Origin of the sequence: Nocardia sp. NPDC049220 (assembly GCF_040647855.1) — a bacterium.
GTDB lineage: Bacteria > Actinomycetota > Actinomycetes > Mycobacteriales > Mycobacteriaceae > Nocardia.
In genome coordinates, this window is sequence record NZ_JBEZDA010000011.1 from 119,464 (window position 1) to 143,034 (window position 23,571).

The 23,571-nt window shown below is 68.5% G+C and carries 21 protein-coding genes, 1 other RNA gene and 1 pseudogene; 8 read left to right on the forward strand and 15 right to left on the reverse strand.

Annotated elements, in window-relative coordinates; all coding sequences use genetic code 11:
- Nucleotides 1–520: phosphopantetheine-binding protein (locus AB0C34_RS22510; RefSeq protein WP_357076208.1), on the forward strand; the 520-nt coding region annotated here is incomplete at its 5' end.
- Nucleotides 521–576: 56 nt separating this feature from the next.
- Here the strand turns inward: AB0C34_RS22510 and AB0C34_RS22515 are convergent.
- The 3 genes from AB0C34_RS22515 to AB0C34_RS22525 all read right to left on the reverse strand — a co-directional run bounded on the left by AB0C34_RS22515 (nucleotide 577) and on the right by AB0C34_RS22525 (nucleotide 6,689).
- On the reverse strand, nucleotides 577–3,588 hold the full coding sequence (locus AB0C34_RS22515; RefSeq protein ID WP_357076211.1) for a bifunctional [glutamine synthetase] adenylyltransferase/[glutamine synthetase]-adenylyl-L-tyrosine phosphorylase: 3,012 nt from the start codon (nucleotides 3,586–3,588) through the stop codon (nucleotides 577–579).
- 57 nt (nucleotides 3,589–3,645) lie between these two features.
- Nucleotides 3,646–4,983 carry a glutamine synthetase family protein gene (locus AB0C34_RS22520; protein WP_357076214.1) on the reverse strand — a complete coding sequence of 446 codons (1,338 nt, stop codon included), beginning with the start codon at nucleotides 4,981–4,983 and terminating at the stop codon, nucleotides 3,646–3,648.
- Between the two features lie 176 nt (nucleotides 4,984–5,159).
- Nucleotides 5,160–6,689 carry an alpha/beta hydrolase gene (locus AB0C34_RS22525; RefSeq protein ID WP_357076382.1) on the reverse strand — a complete coding sequence of 510 codons (1,530 nt, stop codon included), beginning with the start codon at nucleotides 6,687–6,689 and terminating at the stop codon, nucleotides 5,160–5,162.
- Nucleotides 6,690–6,901: 212 nt separating this feature from the next.
- Here AB0C34_RS22525 and panB point away from each other — a divergent pair, with 212 nt between their 5' ends.
- Nucleotides 6,902–7,759: a 3-methyl-2-oxobutanoate hydroxymethyltransferase gene (gene panB / locus AB0C34_RS22530; protein ID WP_357076385.1), complete on the forward strand. Its 858-nt coding sequence runs from the start codon at nucleotides 6,902–6,904 to the stop codon at nucleotides 7,757–7,759.
- 163 nt (nucleotides 7,760–7,922) lie between these two features.
- Here panB and AB0C34_RS22535 read toward each other — a convergent pair whose 3' ends face one another.
- The gene (locus AB0C34_RS22535) at nucleotides 7,923–8,246 is read right to left on the reverse strand and encodes a hypothetical protein (RefSeq protein ID WP_357076217.1); all 324 of its coding nucleotides are present in this window, start codon (nucleotides 8,244–8,246) and stop codon (nucleotides 7,923–7,925) included.
- On the opposite strand from AB0C34_RS22535, the gene AB0C34_RS22540 reads away from it, so the two are divergent.
- From AB0C34_RS22540 to AB0C34_RS22550, 3 genes and pseudogenes are all read left to right on the forward strand, one after another.
- Nucleotides 8,245–8,475 carry a hypothetical protein gene (locus AB0C34_RS22540; RefSeq protein WP_357076220.1) on the forward strand — a complete coding sequence of 77 codons (231 nt, stop codon included), beginning with the start codon at nucleotides 8,245–8,247 and terminating at the stop codon, nucleotides 8,473–8,475. The two genes, AB0C34_RS22535 and AB0C34_RS22540, sit on opposite strands and share 2 nt — an antisense overlap.
- Nucleotides 8,476–8,489: 14 nt before the next feature.
- Nucleotides 8,490–9,443 (forward strand): annotated as a pseudogene (pip, locus tag AB0C34_RS22545) (prolyl aminopeptidase); the annotation flags it as partial.
- 48 nt (nucleotides 9,444–9,491) lie between these two features.
- Nucleotides 9,492–10,331, forward strand: coding sequence for a CHAD domain-containing protein (locus AB0C34_RS22550; RefSeq protein ID WP_357076388.1), 840 nt, complete (start codon nucleotides 9,492–9,494; stop codon nucleotides 10,329–10,331).
- On the opposite strand, the gene AB0C34_RS22555 is transcribed toward AB0C34_RS22550, so the two are convergent.
- Nucleotides 10,313–11,812 (reverse strand): RNB domain-containing ribonuclease, encoded by a 1,500-nt coding sequence (locus AB0C34_RS22555; RefSeq protein ID WP_357076224.1) that lies wholly within the window; start codon nucleotides 11,810–11,812, stop codon nucleotides 10,313–10,315. The two genes, AB0C34_RS22550 and AB0C34_RS22555, sit on opposite strands and share 19 nt — an antisense overlap.
- A 15-nt stretch (nucleotides 11,813–11,827) precedes the next feature.
- Entirely contained in the window at nucleotides 11,828–12,160 is a 333-nt protein-coding gene (locus AB0C34_RS22560) for a hypothetical protein (protein ID WP_357076227.1), read from the reverse strand.
- 33 nt (nucleotides 12,161–12,193) lie between these two features.
- Here AB0C34_RS22560 and AB0C34_RS22565 point away from each other — a divergent pair, with 33 nt between their 5' ends.
- Nucleotides 12,194–12,505 (forward strand): hypothetical protein, encoded by a 312-nt coding sequence (locus AB0C34_RS22565; RefSeq protein ID WP_357076230.1) that lies wholly within the window; start codon nucleotides 12,194–12,196, stop codon nucleotides 12,503–12,505.
- Nucleotides 12,506–12,592: 87 nt separating this feature from the next.
- Nucleotides 12,593–12,976 carry a hypothetical protein gene (locus AB0C34_RS22570; protein ID WP_357076232.1) on the forward strand — a complete coding sequence of 128 codons (384 nt, stop codon included), beginning with the start codon at nucleotides 12,593–12,595 and terminating at the stop codon, nucleotides 12,974–12,976.
- A gap of 192 nt (nucleotides 12,977–13,168) precedes the next feature.
- Here AB0C34_RS22570 and rnpB read toward each other — a convergent pair.
- Nucleotides 13,169–13,584: RNase P RNA component class A (gene rnpB, locus AB0C34_RS22575), an RNA gene on the reverse strand.
- A 36-nt stretch (nucleotides 13,585–13,620) separates the two neighbouring features.
- Between rnpB and AB0C34_RS22580 the strand changes: the two genes are divergently transcribed.
- On the forward strand, nucleotides 13,621–14,508 hold the full coding sequence (locus AB0C34_RS22580; RefSeq protein WP_357076235.1) for an alpha/beta fold hydrolase: 888 nt from the start codon (nucleotides 13,621–13,623) through the stop codon (nucleotides 14,506–14,508).
- 158 nt (nucleotides 14,509–14,666) lie between these two features.
- Here the strand turns inward: AB0C34_RS22580 and AB0C34_RS22585 are convergent, their stop codons facing one another.
- From AB0C34_RS22585 to cobC, 8 genes are all read right to left on the reverse strand, one after another.
- A complete protein-coding gene (locus AB0C34_RS22585) occupies nucleotides 14,667–15,119 on the reverse strand; it encodes a hypothetical protein (RefSeq protein ID WP_357076238.1) in 453 nt (150 codons plus the stop codon).
- Between the two features lie 154 nt (nucleotides 15,120–15,273).
- On the reverse strand, nucleotides 15,274–15,552 hold the full coding sequence (locus tag AB0C34_RS22590) for a GNAT family N-acetyltransferase (protein ID WP_357076241.1): 279 nt from the start codon (nucleotides 15,550–15,552) through the stop codon (nucleotides 15,274–15,276).
- 37 nt (nucleotides 15,553–15,589) lie between these two features.
- Nucleotides 15,590–18,061 (reverse strand): FAD-dependent monooxygenase, encoded by a 2,472-nt coding sequence (locus AB0C34_RS22595; RefSeq protein WP_357076244.1) that lies wholly within the window; start codon nucleotides 18,059–18,061, stop codon nucleotides 15,590–15,592.
- Between the two features lie 305 nt (nucleotides 18,062–18,366).
- Nucleotides 18,367–19,566: a bifunctional RNase H/acid phosphatase gene (locus AB0C34_RS22600; protein ID WP_357076247.1), complete on the reverse strand. Its 1,200-nt coding sequence runs from the start codon at nucleotides 19,564–19,566 to the stop codon at nucleotides 18,367–18,369.
- Nucleotides 19,567–19,612: 46 nt separating this feature from the next.
- Nucleotides 19,613–20,350, reverse strand: coding sequence for a C4-type zinc ribbon domain-containing protein (locus AB0C34_RS22605; protein WP_357076250.1), 738 nt, complete (start codon nucleotides 20,348–20,350; stop codon nucleotides 19,613–19,615).
- A gap of 70 nt (nucleotides 20,351–20,420) precedes the next feature.
- A complete protein-coding gene (locus tag AB0C34_RS22610) occupies nucleotides 20,421–21,065 on the reverse strand; it encodes a hypothetical protein (protein WP_357076392.1) in 645 nt (214 codons plus the stop codon).
- A 141-nt stretch (nucleotides 21,066–21,206) separates the two neighbouring features.
- Nucleotides 21,207–22,328 (reverse strand): Nif3-like dinuclear metal center hexameric protein, encoded by a 1,122-nt coding sequence (locus tag AB0C34_RS22615; protein WP_357076253.1) that lies wholly within the window; start codon nucleotides 22,326–22,328, stop codon nucleotides 21,207–21,209.
- A 189-nt stretch (nucleotides 22,329–22,517) separates the two neighbouring features.
- On the reverse strand, nucleotides 22,518–23,558 hold the full coding sequence (gene cobC, locus AB0C34_RS22620; protein WP_357076256.1) for an Rv2231c family pyridoxal phosphate-dependent protein CobC: 1,041 nt from the start codon (nucleotides 23,556–23,558) through the stop codon (nucleotides 22,518–22,520).
- Nucleotides 23,559–23,571 lie beyond the last annotated feature (13 nt).

Here is a 23,571-nt window from a genome sequence, read left to right on the forward strand (position 1 = left end):
CATCGCCCACCCCGCAGTGGCGCGTGCGGCGGTCGTGGTACGCGAGGACCGCCCCGGAGACAAACGGCTGGTCGGCTACATCGTGCCAGCACACGGCGGTGCCGTGACGGCAACCGAGCTTCGTCGGTTTGCCTCATCTCGATTGCCCGAATACCTGGTGCCATCGGCCATCATGGCGCTGACAGCACTGCCGTTGACAGCGAATGGGAAGGTGGATCGCCGGGCACTCCCGGCCCCGGAATACGCCGATGTGGCGTATCGGGCACCGCGCACCGATCAGGAGAAGATGCTGGCGGCATTATTCGGTGAGGTGCTGGGAGTGGAACGAGTCGGGATCGACGACAGTTTCTTCGATCTCGGCGGACATTCGCTCTTGCTCACCCGGCTGGCTATTCGGATCCGGGACGTTCTGGGAGTGAAGTTGACTGTGCGGGCCCTGTTCGACGCACCGCGCATCGCCGAATTAGCGCGGGAGATAGCAGGCGGTGCGGAGACAACTCCGCGCGACGCCACAGGATAAATCGGTCGTCGAGCTTGCGGACGGTCGGCTCGATGCCGGCTCGGGGGTGAGTGGGGTCAGGCACCGAAGACGCGTTCGACGACGGCTTTCGCACGACGGGTGACGCGCATGTAGTGGTCGAGGAACTCGCTGCCGTCGTCGTTGGGCCATCCCGCTACCCGCGCGACGGCGGAAAGCAGTAGGCCCGGGCCGGGTAGCTGGTCGGTGGGCTTACCGCGCACCAGAACCAGGGCGTTGCGCGCGTTGGTCGCGGTGAGCCACGCGGCGCGCAGCAGTGCGACGTCGGCAGCGTCGAGGAGCTCGGTTTCCTCGATCACGTCCAGCGACTGCAATGTGGAGGTGTTGTGCAGACCCAACACGTCATGGGCGTGGCGCAGTTGCAGCAACTGGACCGTCCACTCGATGTCGGCGAGTCCACCACGCCCCAGCTTGGTGTGGGTGGCCGGATCGGCCCCGCGTGGCAGCCGCTCGGCGTCCACCCGCGCCTTGATGCGTCGAATCTCGCGCACGGCCTCGGCCGAGACGCCGCCTTGCGGGTAACGCACCTTGTCGATGATGTGCAGGAACCGTAGACCGAGTTCTTGATCACCCGCGACCTGATGCGCGCGCAGCAGCGCCTGCACCTCCCACGGCTGCGCCCACTGCCCGTAGTACGCGGCGTAGGCGGCCAGAGTGCGCACCAGAGCCCCATTGCGACCCTCCGGCCGCAGCCCGGCGTCGACGTGCAGCGGCGGATCGGTACTCGGCGCCCCCAGCAACTGCTGCACTTTGTCGGCCACCCCGATTGCCCATTTGACTGCTTTGGTCTCGTCCGCACCCGGCTTCGGGTCGCACACGAACAGCACATCCGCGTCGGAGCCGTAACCAAGTTCCATACCGCCGAGCCTGCCCATACCGATCACCGCGAAATCGGCGGGCGCGGGGCAACCCATCTCTGCTTCGCTCGCGCGGATCACCGCGCGCAGCGACGCCTCCAACACCGCGACCCACACCGACGACAGCGCCCGGCACACCTGCGGCACGTCGAGCATGCCGAGCAGGTCGGCCGATGCCACCCGCGCGAGCTCGTGCCTGCGCAGCGAACGTGCCGCGGCCACAGCGCGTTTCGGGTCGTCATACCGGGTGGCGGCGGTCAGGATTCCGCGTGCGACGTCCTCGATCTGCGGACCGAGCAGCAGCGGCCCGCCGGGCCCGTCGGCGTACATCCGGATCGTCTCCGGCGCGTTGATCAGCAGGTCCGGCAGATATCCCGAGGACCCGAGCACGATCATCAGCCGCTGCGCGATCGCCCCCTCGTCGCGTAGCTCGCGCAAAAACCAGATCTGATCGGCGAGCCCCTCCGACACCCGACGGTAGGCCAGCAGGCCGGCATCGGGATTCGGGGTGTTACCGAGCCATTCGAGCAACGTCGGCAGCAACAGGGCTTGGATACGTCCACGACGCGACACCCCGCCGGTCAGCGCTCTCAGGTGTCCGAGCGCGTGGTCCGGACCGGCATAGCCGAGGGCAGCCAGCTGCCGGATCGCAGCCTCCGGGCTCAGCCGAAGCGCGTCGTAGTCCAACCGCGCCACCGATTCCAGCAGCGGGCGGTAGAACAACTTGGCGTGTAATCGCCGCACCCGTACCGCGTTTCGGCGGATCTCGTTGCCGAGGACGCCCAACGCGTCCTGTCTGCCGTCCGGCCGGATATGCGCGGCACGCGCCAGCCAGCGCATACCCTCCTCGTCGTCCGCGGCGGGCAACGTGTGCGTGCGACGCAGCCGTTGCAGTTGCAGCCGGTGTTCGAGCAGACGCAGAAACTCATAGGACGCGGTGAGGTTCGCGGCGTCGTCGCGGCCGACATATCCGCCCGCGGCCAGCGCGGTCAGCGCCTCGACGGTGCCCTGTGCATGCAGGGTGTCGTCCACCCGGCCGTGCACCAATTGCAGCAGCTGCACAGCGAATTCGACATCGCGCAAGCTTCCGTGTCCGAGCTTCAATTCGCGTTCACGCAGATCGGCAGGCACCAGGTCCTCCACCCTGCGACGCATCGCCTGCACCTCGGCGACGAAATCGGGGCGTTCGGACGCCGACCAGACCATCGGCATCAACGCCGCCCGGTACTGCTCGCCGAGCGCGAGATCCCCGGTCATCGGTCTGCTCTTCAGTAGCGCCTGGAACTCCCAGGTACGCGCCCATCGCTTGTAGTAGGCGATGTGCGAATCCAGCGTGCGTACCAGCGCTCCCGCCTTGCCCTCCGGCCGCAGCGCCGCGTCGACCTCGAAGAACGCCTGGCTCGCCACGCTCATCAGCTCGGCGGCCAACCGGGTCGCGGTGGTGTCGGCGGGCTCGGCGACGAACACCACGTCGACATCGCTGACATAATTCAGCTCGCACGCGCCGCTCTTGCCCATGGCGATCACGGCCAGTTGGACCGCGACCGGCTCGTTTTTGCAGACCCGCGCGACCGCCACGGACAAGGCGGCGGTCAGGGCGGCGTCGGCCAACGCGGTGAGATGCCTGCCGACCACCTGGTACGGCAGCACCGGCTCGTTCTCCACGGTGGCCGCCAGGTCCAGGGCGGCGAGCAGCATCAACTGATCGCGATACCGCTTGCGCAGCCACGCCACCACCTCGGGACCGCAACTTCCGGCACGAAACAGCATCGGGCCCGCGTGGGGGCCCTGCTCCGGCACCGCGTCGACCACGTCGAGCAGGTCGGCAATGAGCTCGTCGCGCTCCGGTAGCGCTGTGCGGCGCAAGACCTCCCAGGCCGCCGGGTCCGCCACCAGGTGGTCACCGAACGCGCTGGACGACCCGAGCAGCGCGAACAGCCTCCCACGCAACGACGTGTCCGTGCGTATCGCCGAATCCAGTGCGTCCCAGCCTGTTTCGATACACTCGCGCAGACGCATGAGCGTGCTCAGAGCGAGATCGGCATCCGGTGCGCGCGACAGCGACCACAACACCGGGATACTTTCGACATTGTCCCAGCCCAGTTCGCGCAGCGACGCGGCTGCGGTCGGCTCGAGCAATCCGAGCCGACCGACACCGGGGACAGCGGAGCGGGCAGACGGTGGCCGGACCATAGATCTCAAATTACATGGCGATGTCCACCGGCACGCTGCCGCCGGACATCCCTTGGGTCACAACCCCAGGTACTCCTCGAGTTCGAACGGCGTCACCTGGCTGCGGTAGTCTGCCCACTCCCTGCGCTTGTTACGCAGAAAGAAATCGAACACGTGCTCACCGAGCGTCTCGGCGACCAATTCGGAGCGCTCCATCGCCTTCAACGCCTCGTCCAGCGTGCCGGGCAACTCGCGGAAGCCCATGGCGCGCCGCTCGGCGGTCGTCAGCGACCACACGTCGTCCTCCGCCTCCGGCGGCAGCGTGTACCCCTTCTCGATTCCTCGCAGGCCAGCCGCTAGCAGCACGGCGAAGCTCAGGTAGGGGTTGCAGGCGGAATCGGGGCTGCGGATCTCGACGCGGCGCGAGGACGACTTGTTCGGCGTGTACATCGGCACGCGCACCAGCGCGGAACGGTTGGACCGGCCCCATGAGGCCGCGGTGGGGGCCTCGCCGCCGTGGATGAGGCGCTTGTAGGAGTTCACCCACTGATTGGTGACCGCGCTGATCTCCGGTGCGTGCTCCAGAATGCCCGCGATGAATGCCCGCGCCGTCTCCGACAGGTTGATCGGGTCGTCGGGGTCGGCGAAGGCGTTCGACTCTCCCTCGAACAGGCTCATATGCGTGTGCATCGCCGAACCGGGGTACTTGGCGAACGGCTTGGGCATGAACGTCGCGCGCACGCCCTCGTCGATGGCCACTTCCTTGATCAGATAGCGGAACGTCATCACGTTGTCGGCCATGGACAGGGCGTCGGCATAGCGCAGGTCGATCTCCTGCTGACCCGGCGCGCCCTCGTGGTGGCTGAATTCCACCGAGATGCCCATGGACTCGAGCGCGTCGATCGCATGGCGGCGGAAGTTCGGTGCCGAGTCGTGCACGGCCTGGTCGAAGAAGCCGCCGGAGTCGGCGGGTATCGGCATGCCGTTGTGCGAGCCGTTCTTCAACAGGAAGAACTCGATTTCGGGGTGCACGTAGCAGCTGAAACCGACGTCGCCCGCCTTGTTGAGCTGGCGGCGCAGCACGTGCCGCGGGTCGGCCCAGGACGGCGAACCGTCGGGCATCGTGATATCGCAGAACATGCGCGCGGAGTGCTGATGGCCCTTACTGGTGGACCACGGCAGCACCTGGAAAGTCGACGGATCCGGCCGGGCGACCATGTCGGCTTCCGAGACACGGGCGAAGCCTTCGATGGCCGAGCCGTCGAAGCCGATGCCCTCCTCGAACGCGCCCTCCAGTTCGGCGGGAGCGATCGCGACGGACTTCAGGTAGCCCAAGACGTCGGTGAACCAGAGACGTACGAAGCGGATGTCCCGCTCTTCGAGCGTCCGCAGCACGAATTCCTTCTGGCGATCCATGACCGCGAGCGTAAGCACTTGGCGTTAAATCTGTGTTACATACACGCTCGAGAATTCGGATCAGGTTTCTTCGGAGAAAAATTCACCCCCTGCGGATCATCCGATTTGTGCGATTTGCCGCTGGGGACGCATTGGCGATCACGGATATGTCACCGTTCGGCCAGGTCTCGACCGGTTCAGCAGGTGAGTCCCGCCGCCGGCTCGGTCAGGTCGACCAGATAGGCGATGACGGCGTCGTCCACACAGGGCACGCCACCCGCCAGCGCCACCGTGTGCCGGTTGCCCCGATAGCTGATCAGCGCGGCGCCGAGCTGGTCGGCCAGGTCGACACCGGCCTGGTACGGCGTCGCCGGATCATCGGTCGTGGACACCACCACCGTCTTCGGTAGCCCGTTCACCGAGATCCGGTGCGGTTCACTGGTGTTCGGCACCGGCCAGGCATTGCACAGTTCCAGGGGCGCGGCACCGGTACCGCGGCCGTCATCCAGGAACGGCGCCGCCTTGCGGTACTCGGCATCCTGTCGTCCGGTGACCGCCCGGTCGCTGATGCGGGGGTCGTCCATACAGCGGATGGCGTTGAACGCGTCGGTGGTGTTGCTGTAGGTCCCGTCGTCGCGGCGGCCGTCATACAGGTCGGCCAGCGAGAGCAGGGTGTCGCCGCGGCCGTCACGCAGTTCCGACAAAGCGAGGGTGAGCACCTTCCACAGCTCGTCGGAGTACAGCGCTTGTCGTACGCCGGTGAGCGCGTCGTCGTAGTCGAGCCCGCGCGGGTCGGTGGTCGCGACAGGCTTGTCCCACAACGGGTTCACCAGCGCACGGAACTGCGGCACGGCCTGTGTCGGATCCGTGCCGAGCGGGCAGTCCCGCTGCTGCGCGCAGTCCGCGGCGTAGGCATCGAACACCTTCTGGAAACCCGCCGCCTGCCGCAACGACTCCTGCACCGGGTCCTGCGCGGAATCGATCGCACCGTCGAGCACCAGAGCGCGTACGCGCGTCGGGAATCTCTCCGCGTACGCCGAGCCGATCCTGGTGCCGTAGGAGTAGCCGAGGTAGGTGAGCTGGGCGTCGCCGAGCGCGGCGCGCATGACGTCGAGGTCCTGCACCACCTCCCTGGTGCCGACGTGCGCGAGGAAATCCTTACCGGTCCGCTCGAGGCAGCGGCCGGCGTAGCGACGGTTGTCGGCCTCCGCGTCGGTGATGCCCTCGGGTGAATTGTCCTGCTGCGGCTCGGCGCGCTCGGCATCCTGCTCCTGGGCGGTCTGACAGACGATCGTGGGGGTCGAGGAGCCGATGCCGCGCGGGTCGAAGCCGATCCGGTCGAACCGGTCGGCCAGCGGCGTCTTATTGCCGAGGGACGACAGCGCAAGACCGGACTCCCCCGGCCCACCCGGGTTCACCAGTAGCGAACCGATGCGCCGGCCCGTTGCCTTGATCCGGGACACCGCGATCTGCGCGACCGGCCCGTCCGGGGCCGCGTAGTCCACCGGCACGCTGATCCGCGCGCACTCGGCGTTGGGCGGGAGGCGGTCGTCCGGCGCGCCGAAGCCAGTACAGCCGCCCCACTGCACCGTCTGGCCGTAGAACTTCTCCAGCCCGGTCGGCGGCGCGGGCAGCGCGGTCCCCGACTCGTCTCGGGTGCTGGCGCAGCCCGCCGCGACCAACGCCAGCACCGCCACCACGAGCACACCGCGCCCACTGCGCACCATCGACATGCCCTTGATATTGCCATCGGGAAAACACCGACACCGCCATCGGGAAACCAGTGGCGCTCCGATGGGGCGAACTTGGGCGGCGCTGTGACCAATTGCACCGGTCACAGCCCTTAATCCGCGCTGGTGGCGGGTGGCACACTGGAATTCGTCAGATAAACCCGGGGACCCGGTCGGGCCCCGAGGCGACACAGACGAAAGGGACGATGATGTCCGTATCCGAATCGGAAACCCCTGCCTACGGCGCGGTGCCCGCCGAGCGGCAGAAGACCGTGCGCAAGACCCGGGTGCACCACCTTCAGCAGATGAAGTCCGACGGCGAACGCTGGGCGATGCTGACCGCCTATGACTACTCCTCGGCCCGCTTGTTCGAAGAGGCAGGCATTCCGGTGCTGCTGGTCGGCGACTCCGCGGCCAATGTCGTGTACGGCTACGACACCACTGTGCCGATCACGGTCGACGAACTCGTTCCGCTGGTGCGCGGGGTGGTACGCGGCGCACCGCACGCGCTGGTGGTGGCCGATCTGCCGTTCGGCACCTACGAGTCCTCGCCGCGACAAGCGCTGGCCACCGCGACCCGGTTCATGAAGGAAGGCGGGGCGCACGCGGTGAAGTTGGAGGGCGGCGAACGCGTCGCCGAGCAGATCGCGTCGATCACCTCGGCGGGCATCCCCGTCATGGCGCATATCGGTTTCACCCCGCAGAGCGTGCACACTCTGGGCGGCTTCCGCGTCCAAGGCCGCGGCGACGGCGCCGAGCAATTGATCGCCGACGCCATCGCGGTGCAGGAGGCGGGCGCGTTCTCCGTGGTCATGGAGATGGTGCCCGCGGAGCTGGCCGGGCAGGTCACCCGCAAACTGACGATTCCGACCATCGGTATCGGCGCCGGCGCTGATACCGATGCGCAGGTACTGGTCTGGCAGGACATGGCTGGTTACACCAGCGGCAAGACCGCCAAGTTCGTCAAGCGGTTCGGTCATGTCGGTGACGAATTGCGTTGCGCCGCAGCCGCTTACGCCGACGAGGTGCGCCGGGGCGTCTTCCCCGGGCCGGAGCACAGCTTCTGAAGCACCGCCGGCGCGGACGGTGGCCGGCCGAGCAGCGCACATCCCGGTCGTGCTGTTCGGTCGACCGATGGTGACGTGGCCCGGCAAGGTGCTGCGCACCCACGAGATCGACATCACCCCCGGCGACCAGGAGCAGACCCGTTGCGGCCAGGATGGTCGCCGATCACTTGTATTCGCACCGGCGCGGGGGCCGAAACCCGCCAGGCACGGGCCGGGGCGCGGAAAAAATGGCAGACTCGATGCGGACAAGACCGACACGAGCAGAGGTACCGATGCCGCACAGCCGTTGGATTTCCCGCAGCACACTGCTGATAGCGGGCGTGTTCGCCGCCGCTGCACTCACCGCGTGCGGCAGCGATTCGAGCCCCGCGCCGACCGGAAGCTCGAGTTCGACCACGGCCTCGGCAACCGGGATGCCGGGCACGAGTTCCGCCCGGCCCGCCAATCCGGAAGTCAGCGACGCGTCCGCCACGCAGCTGTGCGACATGCTCCGACCGGAACTGTCGAACTGGCGGATCCAAGGTGGCACGCTGGGCAAGATCGGGCTGAACGCGCTCGTGCACGAGTGGGCGCTGCGCAATGGCGGCATCAACGGCGCGGTACTCGCTGACAAGGCCATGATCGACCGCGCCGCCATCAAGATGTGCCCCGACGTGCGTCAACAGGCCATCGAGGCGCTGGGGATCCCCGATTTGGCCTCCGGCCTGGCGTTCTGATCCAGGCGCACCGAATGCGGACCCTCTATCCCGAGATCGAACCGCACGACTACGGAATGCTCGCGGTCGGCGAAGGCCAGTCGGTGTACTGGGAGGTCAGCGGGAATCCCGAGGGTAAGCCGGTGGTGTTCCTGCACGGTGGTCCCGGTGGCGGCAGCGTGCCATTCCACCGGCGGTTCTTCGATCCGTCGGCGTACCGGATCGTGCTGTTCGACCAGCGTGGGTGCGGCCGTTCCACCCCGCACCTGGCCGACGGCGCGAGCCTCGAGCACAACACCACCGGGCACCTGATCGCCGACATCGAGGCCGTGCGCGAGCATCTCGGCATCGAACGCTGGCAGGTATTCGGCGGTTCCTGGGGGTCGACCCTCGCGCTGGCCTACGCGCAGCGGCATACCGAGCGGGTGACCGAACTGGTGCTGCGTGGCATATTCCTGTTGCGCCGCAAAGAGATCGACTGGTTCTACAACGGCGCCGCAGGCTACGTGTACCCGGACGAGTGGGCGAAATTCCTCGCACCGGTGCCCGAGGCCGAACGCAACCAGGACCTGGTCGAGGCTTACCACCGCCTGCTGCATTCGGCCGACGGGGAGGTCGCGCGCGCGGCCGCCGTCGCGTGGTCCACCTGGGAGAGCGCGACGAGTTCGCTGCTGCCGCGACCGGATCGGATCGCCGAAACGGCCGAACCTCGGTTCGCGCTCGCGTTCGCCAGGATCGAGAACCACTACTTCCGCCACGGCGGGTTTGTCGAGGAAGGCCAGCTGCTGCGCGACATCGGCATCATCGCGCACATCCCCGCCGTGATCGTGCAAGGCCGCCACGACATCGTCTGTCCGGCGGTCAGCGCATGGGAACTGCACCGGGCGTGGCCCGGTTCGGTACTGCACTTCGTCGACGATGCCGGGCACGCGGCGAACGAGCCGGGCATCATCCACCACCTGGTCGAGGCGACCGACCGATTCGCGAGGGCGGCAGTCACCGCGGGGATCGCTCTGGTCGCCGCGCTGCGAGACGACATCGACCGGCTGCTCGCCGCGGAACCCGAGGTTCGTCGCGACGCACCGGATTCCGTACATCAGATGCGGGTCGCCACCCGCAGACTGCGCAGCGTGCTGCGGTCCTATCGCAAACTGTTCGGCAAAGAAACGGTCGCCGCGATGAGCACGGAACTCAAGTGGCTGGCCGGACTACTCGGCGCGGCCCGCGACGCGGAGGTGCGTGCCGACCGGTTCGAGACGCTGCTCGCCGAGCACGCCGGGCAGGCATCGCCCGATGACCTGGAGGCTGTCACCGCCCGTCTGGTGCTGGCCGAACGAGACCGCTACCGCGCGGCACACGAGCAGACCCTGACGGCGTTGGATCAGGAACGCTACCGCGACCTGCGTAGCGAGTTGTCCCGCTGGCGCACCGAACCCCCGTTGCGTCATTCCCGCGCCGCGGTCCCCGCCGCGGACTTCTTCGCGGCGGTGCTGCGGCGCGACCTCGAGCGGCTGCAAGCCCTCGTCCGCGCGGAACCCACGGTGGCGGCCACCGAGCGGGTGGAGCGGCTACACGATATCCGCAAGAGTGCCAAGCGTTTACGGTATTCGTGCGAGGCGGCGGAGCAGACGGTCGGCAGCGACGCCGCCGATCTCGGCAAACGCGCCAAGCACTTGCAAACGATACTCGGCGACCACCGGGACACCGTGGAATCGCACGAGACCATCCTCGCCAGAGCAGCCGAAGCCGCCGCGGTGGGCGAGCGGACCGGGACGTACGAAATACTCGCGACCGCGGAAGACGCCGCAGCCGGCCACGCGCTCCGTCACTATCCGGCCACGGCCGCGGCGGTGTTCGGTCAGCCGGGTTCGAGCTGACCGAAATCCTGTGCGCTACCGCGTATCTGCCCCGGCGAGTAGGCGAACATCACCTTCCGGATCGTCGGGTCGGCCGACGTCAGTGTGACTCGCACCGCTGCCCCCTCCGGCGGTTCGCCTTCGCACGGCGCGAGCACCGGCGGGTCGGCGATGAAGATCTCGGCGGGCCGATTGCCATTGGCCTCACGCACGACTACAGCGTCGAATTCCGCTCCCGTCCGCGGCGCCAGCAATGTCGATTCGGTCAGATCAATGCAGGCGCGCTCCAGTTTGCCCGCGATGCCGTCGCTGCGGCGCATGGTGTCGACAGCGTCTGTCAGTCCGCGCCGCACCCACCGCGGCACCTCGGTTCCGGCGCACCTGGCCAGACAGATCTCGGTCGCGAACCGGTCGGCCAGTCGCCGTAGCGGGGCGGTGACATGGGCGTACGGCGCGCCGATCGCACTGTGTCGCAGCGCCTCCGCCGCGGGCAGTTCCCCAGTTGCGTCATCGGCCACGGTGTAGGACGTGCCGCGCAGCAGGCTTGTCGCCTCGGACATCAGCACCAGCGTCGCGGGGGTGTTCGGGTTCAACCGCGCCAGCATCCGACCGACCGCCTCCTCGGCGGGCCAGGCAACTCCTAGTGCATGCGCGGTGCGCCGCATCGACTCGACAGCCGATTCGGCCGGTGGCGGCATAGTACGCAGCAGTACGATCCGCTGCTCGGTCTGCGTGCCCCCGTCCAGCATGATCCGCGCCGCGCACATACCGGTCAGCAGCGAGACCTGCTCGTTCCAATCGTCGACCGCGGTGCGCGGTTCCACGACCAGCCGCCAGCGACCGTCGGCCGTGTCGTCGCGCACGATGCGCTGCGCGGGGAGTCTCAGCTCGATCGCGCCGCGCGCCAGACCCGCCGCGATACGCCGCGTACCGAATTCCGGCAGGGCCGCGATCGAGGGATGCAGCCGACCGGTGTCGGCGTCGGACTGGACACCGGCATAGTCGAGCCGGGCGCGGGAGCGCACCAGGGCCCGGACCACCGAGAACCGCTGCGGCTCCGCCTGTTCATCGAGTTCGATGGACCACAGCGCCACCGGACGGGTCCGCTCGGGCAGTAGGCTCGCGGACCCTTCCGCCAGCACGTACGGATGCAACGGGACGGTGCCGTCGGGGAGATAGAGAGTCTGCCCCCTGGTTCCGGACTCCTTGGCGAGCGCGCCATCCGGGGCGATCACGGCCCCGACATCAGCGATCGCGTAGTGCACGCGGAAACCGCCTGGGGTCCGTTCGAGATGCAGGGCCTGGTCCAGATCCATGGCCCCGGGCGGGTCGATCGTCACGAACGGGATATCCGTGCGATCGACCCGGTCGCCCGCGAACGCGTCGATCGCGCCGTGGGCCTCCGCGGTGGCCTCGGCGGGGTACGCCGAGGCCAGGCCGAACTCCGCACGGATAGCGCCGAAATCGACCGGCGCCGATACGATCCGCTGGCGGAGTTCCACGCTGGAGTGCCGGTTCTACTGCAACGCCAGCATGGAGCCGTTCAACTGATCGACCGGCCCGTAGACGGTGAAGGTGACCCGGCCCCCGGGAACCGAGGACGACACCTGGGCCGCGGCATCCAGCGCCTGACCGAAGGAGGCGGCGGACGGGTGCGGCAGACCGGCGAGGGTCTGGCCGAAGTGGGTCTGATGCACCCAGACCGTATCGGCAGGGCTGAGGTCCACCTGGACCCCACCCGGCAGCGGGGTCACCGCGACGGCGCCGGCGGAACCGGCGCCGAGCACGGCGAAAACCGAAGCGGCCCCGGCGACCAATGCGCCGGCGACCAATGAGCGAACTACTCGCATATGAGTTGAAACCTGCTTTCCCGCGATCGGAATATGAATGGCCCGCTGCTGCCCGGCAACGGGCCGTGCCAACGGCGACTACTTTATGACGTCGATCACGATGAAGGCCAGTTCCGCACCAATCGGCACGGCGAAAATCTCGCGCGGCGACACATCCGCGCGCGGCTGCTAACGTGGCCCGCGGTGACGGGCGTCGCACTCGCCCGCGCATTCCGAAATGTCCCGTACGTCGACAATTGGGAGCTCACACCGATGTCATCGATTCTGTTCGATTACCTGTTGCCTCTGCTCGGCCCGGAGCAGGCCGCGTACTGGGCGCAGGTCTTCATGATCAACCCGACCTGACCGCACGGCACTTTTTCCGCTACCTGGTCGCCTCCCGTCCACCGGACGGGAGGCGACCTTCGTCCGGGACCGCTAGCATCCCGCTTCGTGAGCAGAACTACCGCCGCGTCAGCGGCCATCGCCAGTCTCTTCGCCCTGCTACTTACCGGTTGTGGGAACGACACGGCAAGCACGACCACCGCTTCGAGTGCCCCCGCGACCACCTCCGCGGCCGCGCAGAGCGCCCCGGTGGTGGACAACGTGAAGTCGGGGGCATTCGTCGTCAGCTTCCGGGGAGCATTCCCGAAGCTCGCCGAAGGCAAGAATGACGCGAAGATCGCGAGCATCCTGTCCGAGTCGTGCACAGACCTCAAAGCGGGCAAGTCCGAAGACGACGTGGTCGAGAGCATCACCGCGCGCGCGGGTGGCAACACCAAGCCCAGCACCGAGGAAGCCCGGGCGATATATCAGATGGCCAAGCTGATGTGCTGAACAGAAACTGCGGTCGGATACGTCAGCATGTCGCCGATCGTGACACACCCGCTGTTTCACCGGCGGCCTTCTCGACGTCGTGAAGCCGCCGGATCATCGGCGCCTATGCGCCTGGCACGTGCGATATCGCACACGGTGGTCACCAGGCCGATGGCCGGTGTACCTCCCCGGGATTCCGTGGCCCGGCAGGGGCGGACGAGTTGGTCTCTAAGCCGGATCCTGTCCCCGGTTCGCACCGGGGGGCGACCATCCATCTGGACACACCGTCGCCGGGTGCCTCGAGCGGTCCACCCGCAGGCTCGGGCGAGCAGCCCTCGAACACCTGCGCAGCCGCACCGCGAGCGATGCGACCTTCGACCTTGCTCCGGGCGGGGTTTACCTAGCCGCCCCGGTCACCCGGGGCGCTGGTGCGCTCTTACCGCACCGTTTCACCCTCACCACACGGCCCCGAAAGGCCATGGGCGGTCTGTTTTCTGTGGCACTGTCCCGCGGGTCACCCCGGGTTGCCGTTAGCAACCGCCCTGCTCTGTGGAGTCCGGACTTTCCTCGGCACCGGGCAGCGGCACAGGTGTGCCCGTTCCCGGCGTCGCGGTCGCCCGACCAACTCGTCCGCTTCGACAGGATACTAGGTACGGTTATCGGCCATGGAACGTGTCGAGGTCGGCTTCCCCTCGGGAAGCGAGCAGTGCGCCGCGTGGCTCTATCATCCGGACGGTGCACCCAAACCCCGCCCGCTCGTGGTGATGGGACACGGCCTGGGGGCCAATCGGGAAATGGGGCTGGACCGCTACGCGCGACGCTTCGTCGCCGCGGGAATCGCGGTCCTGATATTCGACTATCGGCACTTCGGCGCCAGCCAGGGCGCGCCGCGCCAACTGTTGAACATCGCGCGCCAGCGCGCGGACTGGCATGCCGCCATCGCGTTCGCACGTACCGTGCGCGGCATCGACGCGACCCGAATCGCGTTGTGGGGAACCTCTTTCGGTGGCGGGCACGTGCTGTCGGTGGCGCCGGACGACGCCTACATCGCGGCCGTGGTCGCCCAGGCCCCGTTCACCAGCGGCATAGCCTCGGCGCTGGCGAAGGGACCGATCAGCGTGACGAAGGTCGCCGCGATCGCCGCGACCGATCTGCTGCTCGGGACGGTCCGACGCAAGCCCATCGGCATCCGGCTGGCCGGCCGGCGCTGGGCGGCGGCGCTGATGAGCGCGCCGGACGTGCCGGAGGGCTACCGCAGGCTGGTCGAGGAGAGTGCGACCTACGAGCCGAAAGTGGCGGCGCGCGTGGCATTCTCCGCCCTGCTCGACACCCCCGGCCGTCGCGCCAAAGCACTGAAGATGCCGGTGTTGTACGCGCTGTGCGACAACGACTCCGTCGCCCCGGTGAAATCGGCACTGCGGGCCGCCGAACGAACCAAGCATGCGATCGTGAAGCGTTATCCGGCTGGGCATTTCGATATCTACTTCGATGACGTCTTCGAGAAGGCCGTCTACGACCAGACCGAATTCCTCGTGTCGGTGCTACGCCCCTGAGATGCCGCGCAGCGGCCCGGCCGGATGGTCGGGCCGTGCCCGTAAGCGTCGCCACTGGAGCGGTCGAAAGTTGAATCGCCAGGGACACGCCTCGGTCCGGGGCCTGAACGACGGCTGTCGGCAGGTCTGCCGCCGCCCTGTCGGACACTCGGCCGCCCTCACCGTCTGCGGAATGCCCGCCAGACGACGAAGGTGAGGATCGCGGCAGGCACGGTGGCAAGCAGCGGCCGGTTGCGGACCATATCCAGGAGCGTGCGTGCGTGGCGGGTGATGGGTTGGGGAAGTCCGGCGGCGCCGCGCTCGCCCGCGGTGGCGACGTTCGCCTGAGCGAGGTCGGCGCGCTCGGCGGCTCGGCGAATGGACTCGGCGGCCTTGTGCGCAGCCTCCTGGTTCTGCTCCCCTCCTCGTTCGGGGGCCGCGCTCCCCTCGGTCGCCCGACTCGGCGGCGCGACTGAGCGGCGAACGTCGGCGGCCTTGATTTCGGCTGCGTGCCGCACCTGGGCGGCAGCGTCCTCGGCCCGAGGTTCGGTGTCGGGCGCCTCGCCACGCACGGCGTCCGCTATCTGCCGGAATCCGTCGGTTTCCGGATCCGGGGGCTTACGTTCGTTCATCACTGTCTCCTGTCTCGGCGGCGTGCCGGGTGGGTGCCCCCGGACGGGTGAGCAACGCTCGGCGAGCGCGGCATCGACAGACCGAGAGTGCCGGCAGGTACCGCCGCTTGTCGCGCCTGGCGAATACCCGGCGCGGGCACCGGCAAACCGAGCCTCAGAGGCACCTCCGCATCTCGAATTCCGGCCGCGGATCGCCCGATGCCAGCGGTCCGCTGACCCCGATTCGCGCGAAGCCGTCGCGCAGATACAACCGCTCGGCGAACGGGTTCTGCTCGGCGACCTCCAGACGAACCACTCGGTGACCGCCGCCTGCCGCCCAGTCGAGCACCGCGCTGACGAGCGGGTCCGATATCCCGGTCCCCCGCGCCTCCGGCGCCACCCACATCGAAATCGAATGCACACCAACGCGTTCCGTATCGAGCAGGCCCGCCACGGTCAGCTCTTCCGCCGTTGTGCGGCAATTGAGGCGATCAGCCTGCCGACAGCAGGGCGCGCACACTCTCGTCGGCGAGACGTTCGGCCCGCTTGCGCGATACCGCCGGCTCGACGTAGCCGACATTGAAGGACAACTGGTTGTGCGTCGTATTGGCGGTGGCCATGACGAAGCCGCTCACCGACATGCCGGAGACGAACTGGGCTTCTTCCAGCCGCCAGGAACCGAGTTTGTCGGGGAAGGAATAAGCGCCGAGGTAGGTCATGCCGAGATGGCCGGGACCGCGGGTGTCCATGAGTTCGACCGTGGCCGCGCTGGTGGCCACCGACTTCGGCGCGGCCACCTTCAGCAGATTCAGCGCGGAGAGATGATCGCGGCGCTCTGCTCGTGCGCCGTACTCGCGCTCGATCTCGGCGGCGATCTCCCAGAGCGAGGCCCACGGCGCGTACTTCGCCGGGGTGGGGATCATGCCCTGGTAGCTGCCGACCTCGGTGTCGGCCGCGGCCCCGTCGAGGTGGTCACGGAAGTTGACCGAACTGCCGACGGTGTACCAGGTCGCCTTGTCGGTGCCTGCCTCCCTGGCCGCCGCCATCAGCAACGCCGCGGAGAGAGTTGCCTGCAATCCGACGCCGTGGCGCGCACAACCCGCCGTGAGCGCCTCGAGTCGGTCGGCGTCGAGGCTGCGATGGATCACTCGGCTGCGCCGCTGCGCGGGTGGCGCCAGCGCGGTGGGCTCCAGTCTGCGTGGCCTGCGCAATTGCGACTTCTGGTCGCGCAGAAACGAGCCTGCGGTGCGCACGGCGCCGCCGGTTCCGTGGAAACGGGGCGGGAACAGTTCTTCGGGGCCGGGCCGCACCGGGGCAGGCGGGATGTCGCCCGTTTCCCCAGCGGCCGCCTGCAGTACCTGCTTCGCCACGGTCAGCGCGCTCTCGCCGTCGGCGATGGCGTAGTGCAGCGTGATGATCAACTCGTTGGTGCCGTCCGCGTCTTTGATCAGCACAGCCCTGGCCAGCGGCCCGGCCCGCCAGTCGAACGGCACGCGTAGCTCGATGTCGTCGACCTCGGTCAGCCAGGTCGCGCTGTCCTCGGATTCGACCACACGCAGCGGGATGGGCGCCTCGACCGGCACGAAACGCGGGGCGGTGCCGTCGGGTTCGGTGGCCACCGCGACCCGGAGCAACGGATGACACTGCTGGACTTCGTCCAGTCCCGCCCTGATCCGCTCGGCGTCGACGTGCCCGCGGATCCGCACCCGCGACACGATGTGGAGCGGCGCCAGCTGGTCGGCTATCCAATGCCAGCGCTCTACCGGCGACAGCACGCGCGGCAGCCGCGCGGTCGGGCCGCCCAGTGCGGGGAACGACATCGGCTTGGCGAGTTCGCGCAGGAACAATTCGGTGGGCGCGTGCCGCAGGTAGCTGTCGCGCACCCGCACCAGGCGTGGGCTGGTGGTCTGCTCGACCTTGGCGAGCGCGGCGGAGGCGTTGACGAGCATGGCGGTGCGGTCGGCCCGCAGTCGTTCGTAACGACGCAGGCCCACAACGGGATCCAGCGATCTGCGGAGCACGTCGGCAAGCACCACCGCGTCCTCGATGGCGGCGTTGGCTCCCTGGCCGAGGCTGGGCAGCATCGGATGCGCGGCATCGCCGAGCAGGGTCACCCGGCCCCGGCCCCACTGCGTGAGCGGCGGTCGGTCCTGGGCCGGCACCGCCACGATCGCGGACTCCTCAGTCTGTTCGAGGCAGGCACGCACCTCCGGCGCCCAGTGGGCGTACCGGCGCAGCAGTTCTTCCTTGCCGCCTTGCCACGTCGCGGCCCGGCCGGCGGGCAGCGTTCCGGTTCCCCACCAGTACACGCGGCCGTGGCCGATGTCGTGGATACCGAAACGCATCCCGGTTCCCCAGAAGTGGGCCGACAGACCACGTGCGACGATGCGATGCTCGAACGGAATGCAGGCCAGCCAGCATAGGTAGTTGCCCGGCCTCGGCTCGGCGCGGCCGTGCAGCTGGGCGCGTACGGTCGAGTGCAGACCGTCCGCGCCGACGAGCAGGTCGCCCTCGGCGACGCGGCCGTCGGCGAACTCGACACGCACATGGTCGCCGTCATCGACAAACCGGGTAGCCTGCGCGTCAACGAACGTCGGAGTGTCCGCGACCGCGCGCAGAAGTACATCATGCAGATCGGCGCGGTGCAGCGCCACGGCGGGCGCGCCGAGCCGGGCGTCGAGCCGGTGCACGGGAACCACCCGGATCGGGCTGCCGTCCGGGTTGCAGAGGCGAAAGGACCGTACCCGGGCGCCACGTTCGAGCAGTTCCTCCTCGATACCGAGACCGAGCGTGCGCAGAGCGTTGATTCCGTTCGCCTGCACCGAAAGACCGAATCCCGCAGCGCGCAAGTCGGTGCCCGCCTCGTAGAGTTCGACGCCGAAACCCGCGTGCCGCAGCGCGGCCGCGGTGATGAGTCCGCCGATCCCCGCCCCGAGAACGACAACCTTGACCGGACTACTCATCGAACCTGCACTCTCATAAAAATATTCGACGGCATGGGGCGCTTCCCGCCGCAGCGGCGACCTCGAGCGGCGCCGCGCGAACCATCGTCACCTGGACCAGCCCGATCGAGGGCGCAGAGGCAACCCCGACCAGGCATGGCAGACATCTGCGCCTGATTGCCCGGAAGCCTACCGCTGTTCACCGCGCAGGGCAGCGTCGAAGCGGGAATCGCGACCTACCGCAGGTTCCGTCCCAAATATATTGCCGCGTACACCAATTCGCCGTGCGAGAGCGTATTCGCCGGTGGGTCTGCGCGGTAACGACGTCACAGGTAGGACGTGTCGTTGACCAGACGAACCGACGATTCGCCATCTGGATAGAATTCCGCTATCGACAGTGACGCCAGATCCAGATGCAATCGATACAGCATCGACGGGCCGACGCCCAGCGCCAGTTGCAGCATCGTCTTGATCGGGGTCACGTGGCTCACCACCACGACGTTCGCGCCGGGATACAGCCCGACCAGATCGCGCCGGACCGCTTCCACCCGCTCTCGGACCTGGTCGAAACTTTCACCGCCGGGTGCCGAGATCGCGGGATCACCGATCCAGCGGGCATGCAGTTCCGGATCGCGCTGCGCGGCCTCGAGGAAGGTCAGGCCCTCCCAGGCGCCGAAATCGGTCTCGGTCAGGCCGTCGAGCACCTTCACCGGCACGTCCAGCGCGGCGGCCGCGGCGTCGGCGGTCTCCCTGGCACGGCCGAGCGGGGAGCTGACAACAGCGGCGATACCTCCCTTGCCGGCAAGCATTTTCGCGGCGCGAGCAGATTGCGCACGGCCCAGTGGCGTGAGCGGCGGGTTGCCCCGGCCAGAGTAGCGTCGCCGCAGCGACAACTCGGTCTGGCCGTGGCGCAGCAACAACAGACGGGTGGGTCGGCCGGTGGCTCCGGTCCAGCCGGGACCGCTCCGGTCGGCCTTCGCCGTCGCGTCCGCGGTCCTGACCTCGTCGATCCAGCTCGGCAGCGCACGCTCGGCGCCGACGGCGATACCCGGATCGGCGGGCCCCGTCGCGGATGCGCGCTGCTCGCCAGATTCGGCGGCGCGCACCTCCCGCACCACTGCGGCGTCATCCATCGCTTCGTTCGCCAGCCGATCGGCGTGCGCGTTCTGTTCGCGAGGAATCCAGGTGAAACTCACCCCGACAAAACCCGCGACCAGTCTGCGCGCGCGGTCGGCAAGCGGAATCATGGCTGGGTGCTTGACCTTCCACCGCCCGGACATCTGCTCGATGACCAGCTTGGAATCCATTCGCACCGCGACGGATTCGGCGCCGAGTTCCGCGGCCGCCTCCAATCCGGCGATCAAGCCACGGTATTCGGCGACATTATTGGTGGCGACGCCGAGGAACTCGCGGCGTTCAGCCAGCACCGTGGCGTGCTCGGCGTCGTAGACCACCGCGCCGTACCCGGCGGGACCGGGATTGCCGCGCGAACCGCCGTCGGCCTCGACGACGACCGCGGAGGTCACCGCCGCCTCTGTTCGGCGCGCGCGGTAGAACCGGGCACCGGCGAACTCACAGCCCCGATTCCTTGGTCCGGACCAGAATCGCCCCGCACTCCGAGCAGCGCACGACGACCTCGGGCGCGGTCTTGGCGATCCGAGCGATTTCGCCGCGGTCGAGTTCGATGCGGCACGCGCCGCAGCGGCGAGCCTGCAGCAGCGCGGCGCCGACGCCGTGCTGCGCACGCTGACGGTCGTACACCGCGAGCAAATCGGCAGGGAACAGCGCGATCAGGTCCAATCGGTCGACGTCGCAGCGGCCCTGCGCCACAGCCAGATCCGCGAGCGCCTCGTCGCGCTGCCGTTGCGCGTCGGCCAGATCCGCTTCCGTCTTGCTCAGCCTGGCGCCGGCATGCTCATGGTCGGCGACCGAAGCCTCCCTGCGCTCCATCACGTCGAGCAGCTCGTCCTCGAGCACCGAACGGCGACGCTCCAGGCTGCCCAGTTCGTGCTGGATCTCGGTGAGCTGCTTGGCGTTCACCGATCCGGCGGTGAGCATTCCCTTGTCGCGGTCCTCGCGTTTGCGCACCGCCTCGACCTCGCCCTCGAGCTTGCGGATATCGCGATCGAGATCGTCGAGCACGATCTCGACGGCCACCGCGGCATCTTTGTGCGCGTTGCGCTCGGCTTCCAGCCTGTCCACCTCCTGCTGCTCGGGCAGCACGGTGCGACGGTGCGCGATCCGCGTCAGCTCGGCGTCGACGGCGGCGAGCCGCAATAGCTTGGCCTGAATCGGGGGTTCGACATTCAACGCAGACAAACTCCTGGACGCGGTGGACGGTTGGTGCTCAACCGTACCCCGCCGAGCTTGTTGCCCGGCGCTAGCCGCCGACCGTACGGGTTTTGATGGCGTCTCTGGAGACGTAGACATCGTATTCGCCGGGTACCGCGATCACCGCGTTGCCGTAGGCGGAGCGCACGAACGGTTGAGTCCACCAGCGGCCCTCGCGCATGTCGGCGAAGAAGTCCTGGTCGCCGCCGTTGAGAAAGATGTGGTGCTGGGTGGTCGCGACGCCGTCCAGACGCTGGCCGTACAGGCGGCTGATCTGGTAGCCGGAATGGAAGCCGAGGGCGTTCACCCAGGGCTCCAGCTCCACGATGCCCGCTTGCAGCATCCACATGTCGCCCTCGACCCGATAGGTCGCGCGCTGTTCGGCATGACGGTCGTCGCCGTAGAGAATGAGGTCCACGTCGAGCTGGTGCTCCTGCCCGGCGACCTGTTTCGCGACCACGTGCGCCGCCTTGATCTCACCGGTCAACCCGAGATACGTCTGTAGCAGCGTCGCCACCCACAGCAGTACCGCCGCGACCAGCAGCAGAACCAGACCGCTCCCGCCCCGCGCGACCAGCGCCCGCCACCCGGCTCGCCGCGCCATGAGCAGACCGGAGACGATCAGCGCGACACCGACGAGCAACAGCAGGATCAGCCCGATCTGTACGAGCCCGACATCGACCGGGAAGTTCATGCCGTAGTTGTACCCCGCCCGAGCCGCGTCATCCACGCGAATCGTCCGCGGCCTCCCGGTCCCGCGTAGACACGCCCCGACACGCCGAGTCCGATGCCATTCCGACACCGGGACAACGGCATTCGATATCGGCGACGGCGGTCAGCTGGAGGCCCGCACCCTCCACGGGTCCGTGCGCACCGTCGACACTCGGGTTTCCAGGTCGGGCAGCGCGGTCCGAACCACCGACTCCGCCTGTGCGCACCAGGGGAATTCGGTGGCCCAGTGCGCGGCGTCGACGAGCGCGGGTCCGCCCCTGCGCAGGTGTTCGTCGACCGGATGGTGACGCAGATCGGCGGTGACATAGGCGTCCACACCGAGACGTGTCGCTGCGGACAAATAGGAGTCGCCCGCTCCGCCGCAGACCGCGACCGTATAGACCGTACGGGCAGGGTCACCCGCGGCCCGCACGCCCGAGACGGTGGCCGGCAGAGCGGCAGCCACGCGATCGGTGAAGGTGCGCAACGACTCCGGTTCAGGCAGGGTGCCGACCCGGCCGATGCCCAACGACGAAGGCAGCGGTGCGCGTTCGCTGACCTGGTAGGCCGGGTCCTCGTAGGGATGGGCGGCGCGCAGTGCGGCCGCCACCACCGAGCGCGCCGCGGACGGGGCGAGCACCTCGACGCGTTCCTCTTCGACGTGCTCGAGTTCGCCGAGGGCGCCCCGCATCGGATTCGCGGCGGCCATCGGACGGAATTGGCTCGTCGCGGGCATCCGCAGCGCACAGTCGCGATAGTTCCCACTGCCGCCGGCGCCGGCCGCGAACAGCGCGGCCAGTACCGCGTCGGTGTGCGTGCGCGGCACCTGGAACACCCAGTTGTCCACCGCGTGTTCTGGTTTGGCATCCAGTGGCCCGGTGACAGTGAGGCCGATGGCCGCCGCGAGCGCGTCGGAGACGCCTGGATCGGCCGAGTCGGCGTTGGTGTGCGCGGTGAACAGGGCGCAGCCGGCACGGATGAGCCGATGCAGTAGCGCGCCTTTCGGCGTGTTCACCGCTACGGTGTCGACACCGCGCAACAGCAGCGGGTGATGGACCACCAATGCTTGGGCATGCCAGTCGATCGCCTCGTCGACAACCGCGGCGGTGGCATCGACCGCGAACAGAACCCTGGTCAGCTTATCGGCGGGATCACCACAGACCAGGCCGACCGAATCCCAGGACTCGGCCAGCTTCGGCGGGTAAGCCGTATCGAGCGCCGCGGTGAGATCCGCGAGTGTGGTCATCGTCCACCTTCCTTCGCTTCGTTCATGCACTGCCCCTGGGCGTCGTTCGGGGCCGCCCCGGCTGCGGTGACCGGGGAGAAACCGGATCGGCCCGCCGAGGGTCCGCCGCCGCATTCCGGCACATTCGATCGCGCACAGCGCTGCTGCGGCTGCCCGAGTCACCGACCACCCTCGGTCGATGTCGGGCGGTCACCCCGCACCTGCCGACCGGATCGCCGCAACCAGCCGACCGACTTCCGCAGCGCCGCGAACCGCGACCCGCAGATGATCCGGGTCGAGCCCAGGGAACGTGTCGGCGCGGCGGACCGCGATTCCTTGGTCGGCGAGGCGCTTGCGCAACAGTTCGCCGTCCGCGACCCGCAACAGTAGGAACGGGCCCTCGGCCGGGGTATACACCTGCACACCGAGTTCGGTCAGTCGCTCGATCATCGCGACACGTGCCGCGGCAAGTGTCTCTGCGCGCCGTTCGGCCTCGGCGACGGCCGTTCGGTCGGCGGTCGCGGCGATCGCCTCCAATTGCAGGGTGCCCAGCGGCCAATGCGCCCGCCCGCGACCGAGCCGTGCCAAGCACGCGGAGTCGCCGAGGAAATAGCCGCAGCGCAGGCCAGCGAGGGCCCAGGTCTTGGTGAGGCTGCGCAGCACGAGCAGATCGGGTGACCGGTCGGCGGCGAGGGATTCCGGTTCGCCCGCGACCGCGTCGGCGAAGGCCTCGTCCACCACGATGATGCGCCCTGGCCTGCGCAGCGCACGGATCGCGTTGGCCGGGTGCAGCACCGACGTCGGGTTGGTCGGGTTGCCGAGCACGACGAGATCGGCCTCCGCTGGCACCGCGGCGGGGTCGAGCAGGTAAGGCGGTGCCAGCATCACCCTGGTCACCGGGACACCCGCATCGCGCAGTGCGAGCTCGGGCTCGGTGAACGACGGATGCAGCACCGCTGCCAGCCGCGATCCGAGGCGGGGCAACATCGCGAAACCCTCCGCAGCGCCCGCCAGCAGCAGCACCTCGTCGGGAGTGCGGCCGTGGCGGGCCGCCACCGCACGGCATGCCCGGTCGGCGTCCGCGGCACTCGGATAGCGGCCGAGCGCGCCCAGCCGTGCGGCCAAGCGCTGTCGCAGCCACTCCGGCGGCGCCGCGCCTTGGACGTTCACCGCGAAATCGAGCATGCCCGGGTGCGCATCCACGTCGCCGTGGTGGCGCAGTCTCGCGCGATCGACGCTGTCCTCGGGCACGGGATCACACCCT

Excerpts from the sequence above, each read along its gene's own strand:
- AB0C34_RS22520 (WP_357076214.1), bottom strand. The coding sequence starts at position 4,983 with ATGGATCGCCAGAAGGAATTCGTGCTGCGGACGCTCGAAGAGCGGGAC.
- AB0C34_RS22560 (WP_357076227.1), bottom strand. The coding sequence starts at position 12,160 with ATGCGAGTAGTTCGCTCATTGGTCGCCGGCGCATTGGTCGCCGGGGCC.
- AB0C34_RS22580 (WP_357076235.1), top strand. The coding sequence starts at position 13,621 with ATGGAACGTGTCGAGGTCGGCTTCCCCTCGGGAAGCGAGCAGTGCGCC.
- AB0C34_RS22610 (WP_357076392.1), bottom strand. The coding sequence starts at position 21,065 with ATGAACTTCCCGGTCGATGTCGGGCTCGTACAGATCGGGCTGATCCTG.
- AB0C34_RS22615 (WP_357076253.1), bottom strand. The coding sequence starts at position 22,328 with ATGACCACACTCGCGGATCTCACCGCGGCGCTCGATACGGCTTACCCG.
- AB0C34_RS22585 (WP_357076238.1), bottom strand. The coding sequence starts at position 15,119 with ATGAACGAACGTAAGCCCCCGGATCCGGAAACCGACGGATTCCGGCAG.
- AB0C34_RS22565 (WP_357076230.1), top strand. The coding sequence starts at position 12,194 with ATGAATGGCCCGCTGCTGCCCGGCAACGGGCCGTGCCAACGGCGACTA.
- panB (WP_357076385.1), top strand. The coding sequence starts at position 6,902 with ATGTCCGTATCCGAATCGGAAACCCCTGCCTACGGCGCGGTGCCCGCC.
- AB0C34_RS22535 (WP_357076217.1), bottom strand. The coding sequence starts at position 8,246 with ATGTCGCACAGCTGCGTGGCGGACGCGTCGCTGACTTCCGGATTGGCG.
- AB0C34_RS22525 (WP_357076382.1), bottom strand. The coding sequence starts at position 6,689 with ATGGTGCGCAGTGGGCGCGGTGTGCTCGTGGTGGCGGTGCTGGCGTTG.
- AB0C34_RS22595 (WP_357076244.1), bottom strand. The coding sequence starts at position 18,061 with ATGAGTAGTCCGGTCAAGGTTGTCGTTCTCGGGGCGGGGATCGGCGGA.
- AB0C34_RS22540 (WP_357076220.1), top strand. The coding sequence starts at position 8,245 with ATGCTCCGACCGGAACTGTCGAACTGGCGGATCCAAGGTGGCACGCTG.
- AB0C34_RS22515 (WP_357076211.1), bottom strand. The coding sequence starts at position 3,588 with ATGGTCCGGCCACCGTCTGCCCGCTCCGCTGTCCCCGGTGTCGGTCGG.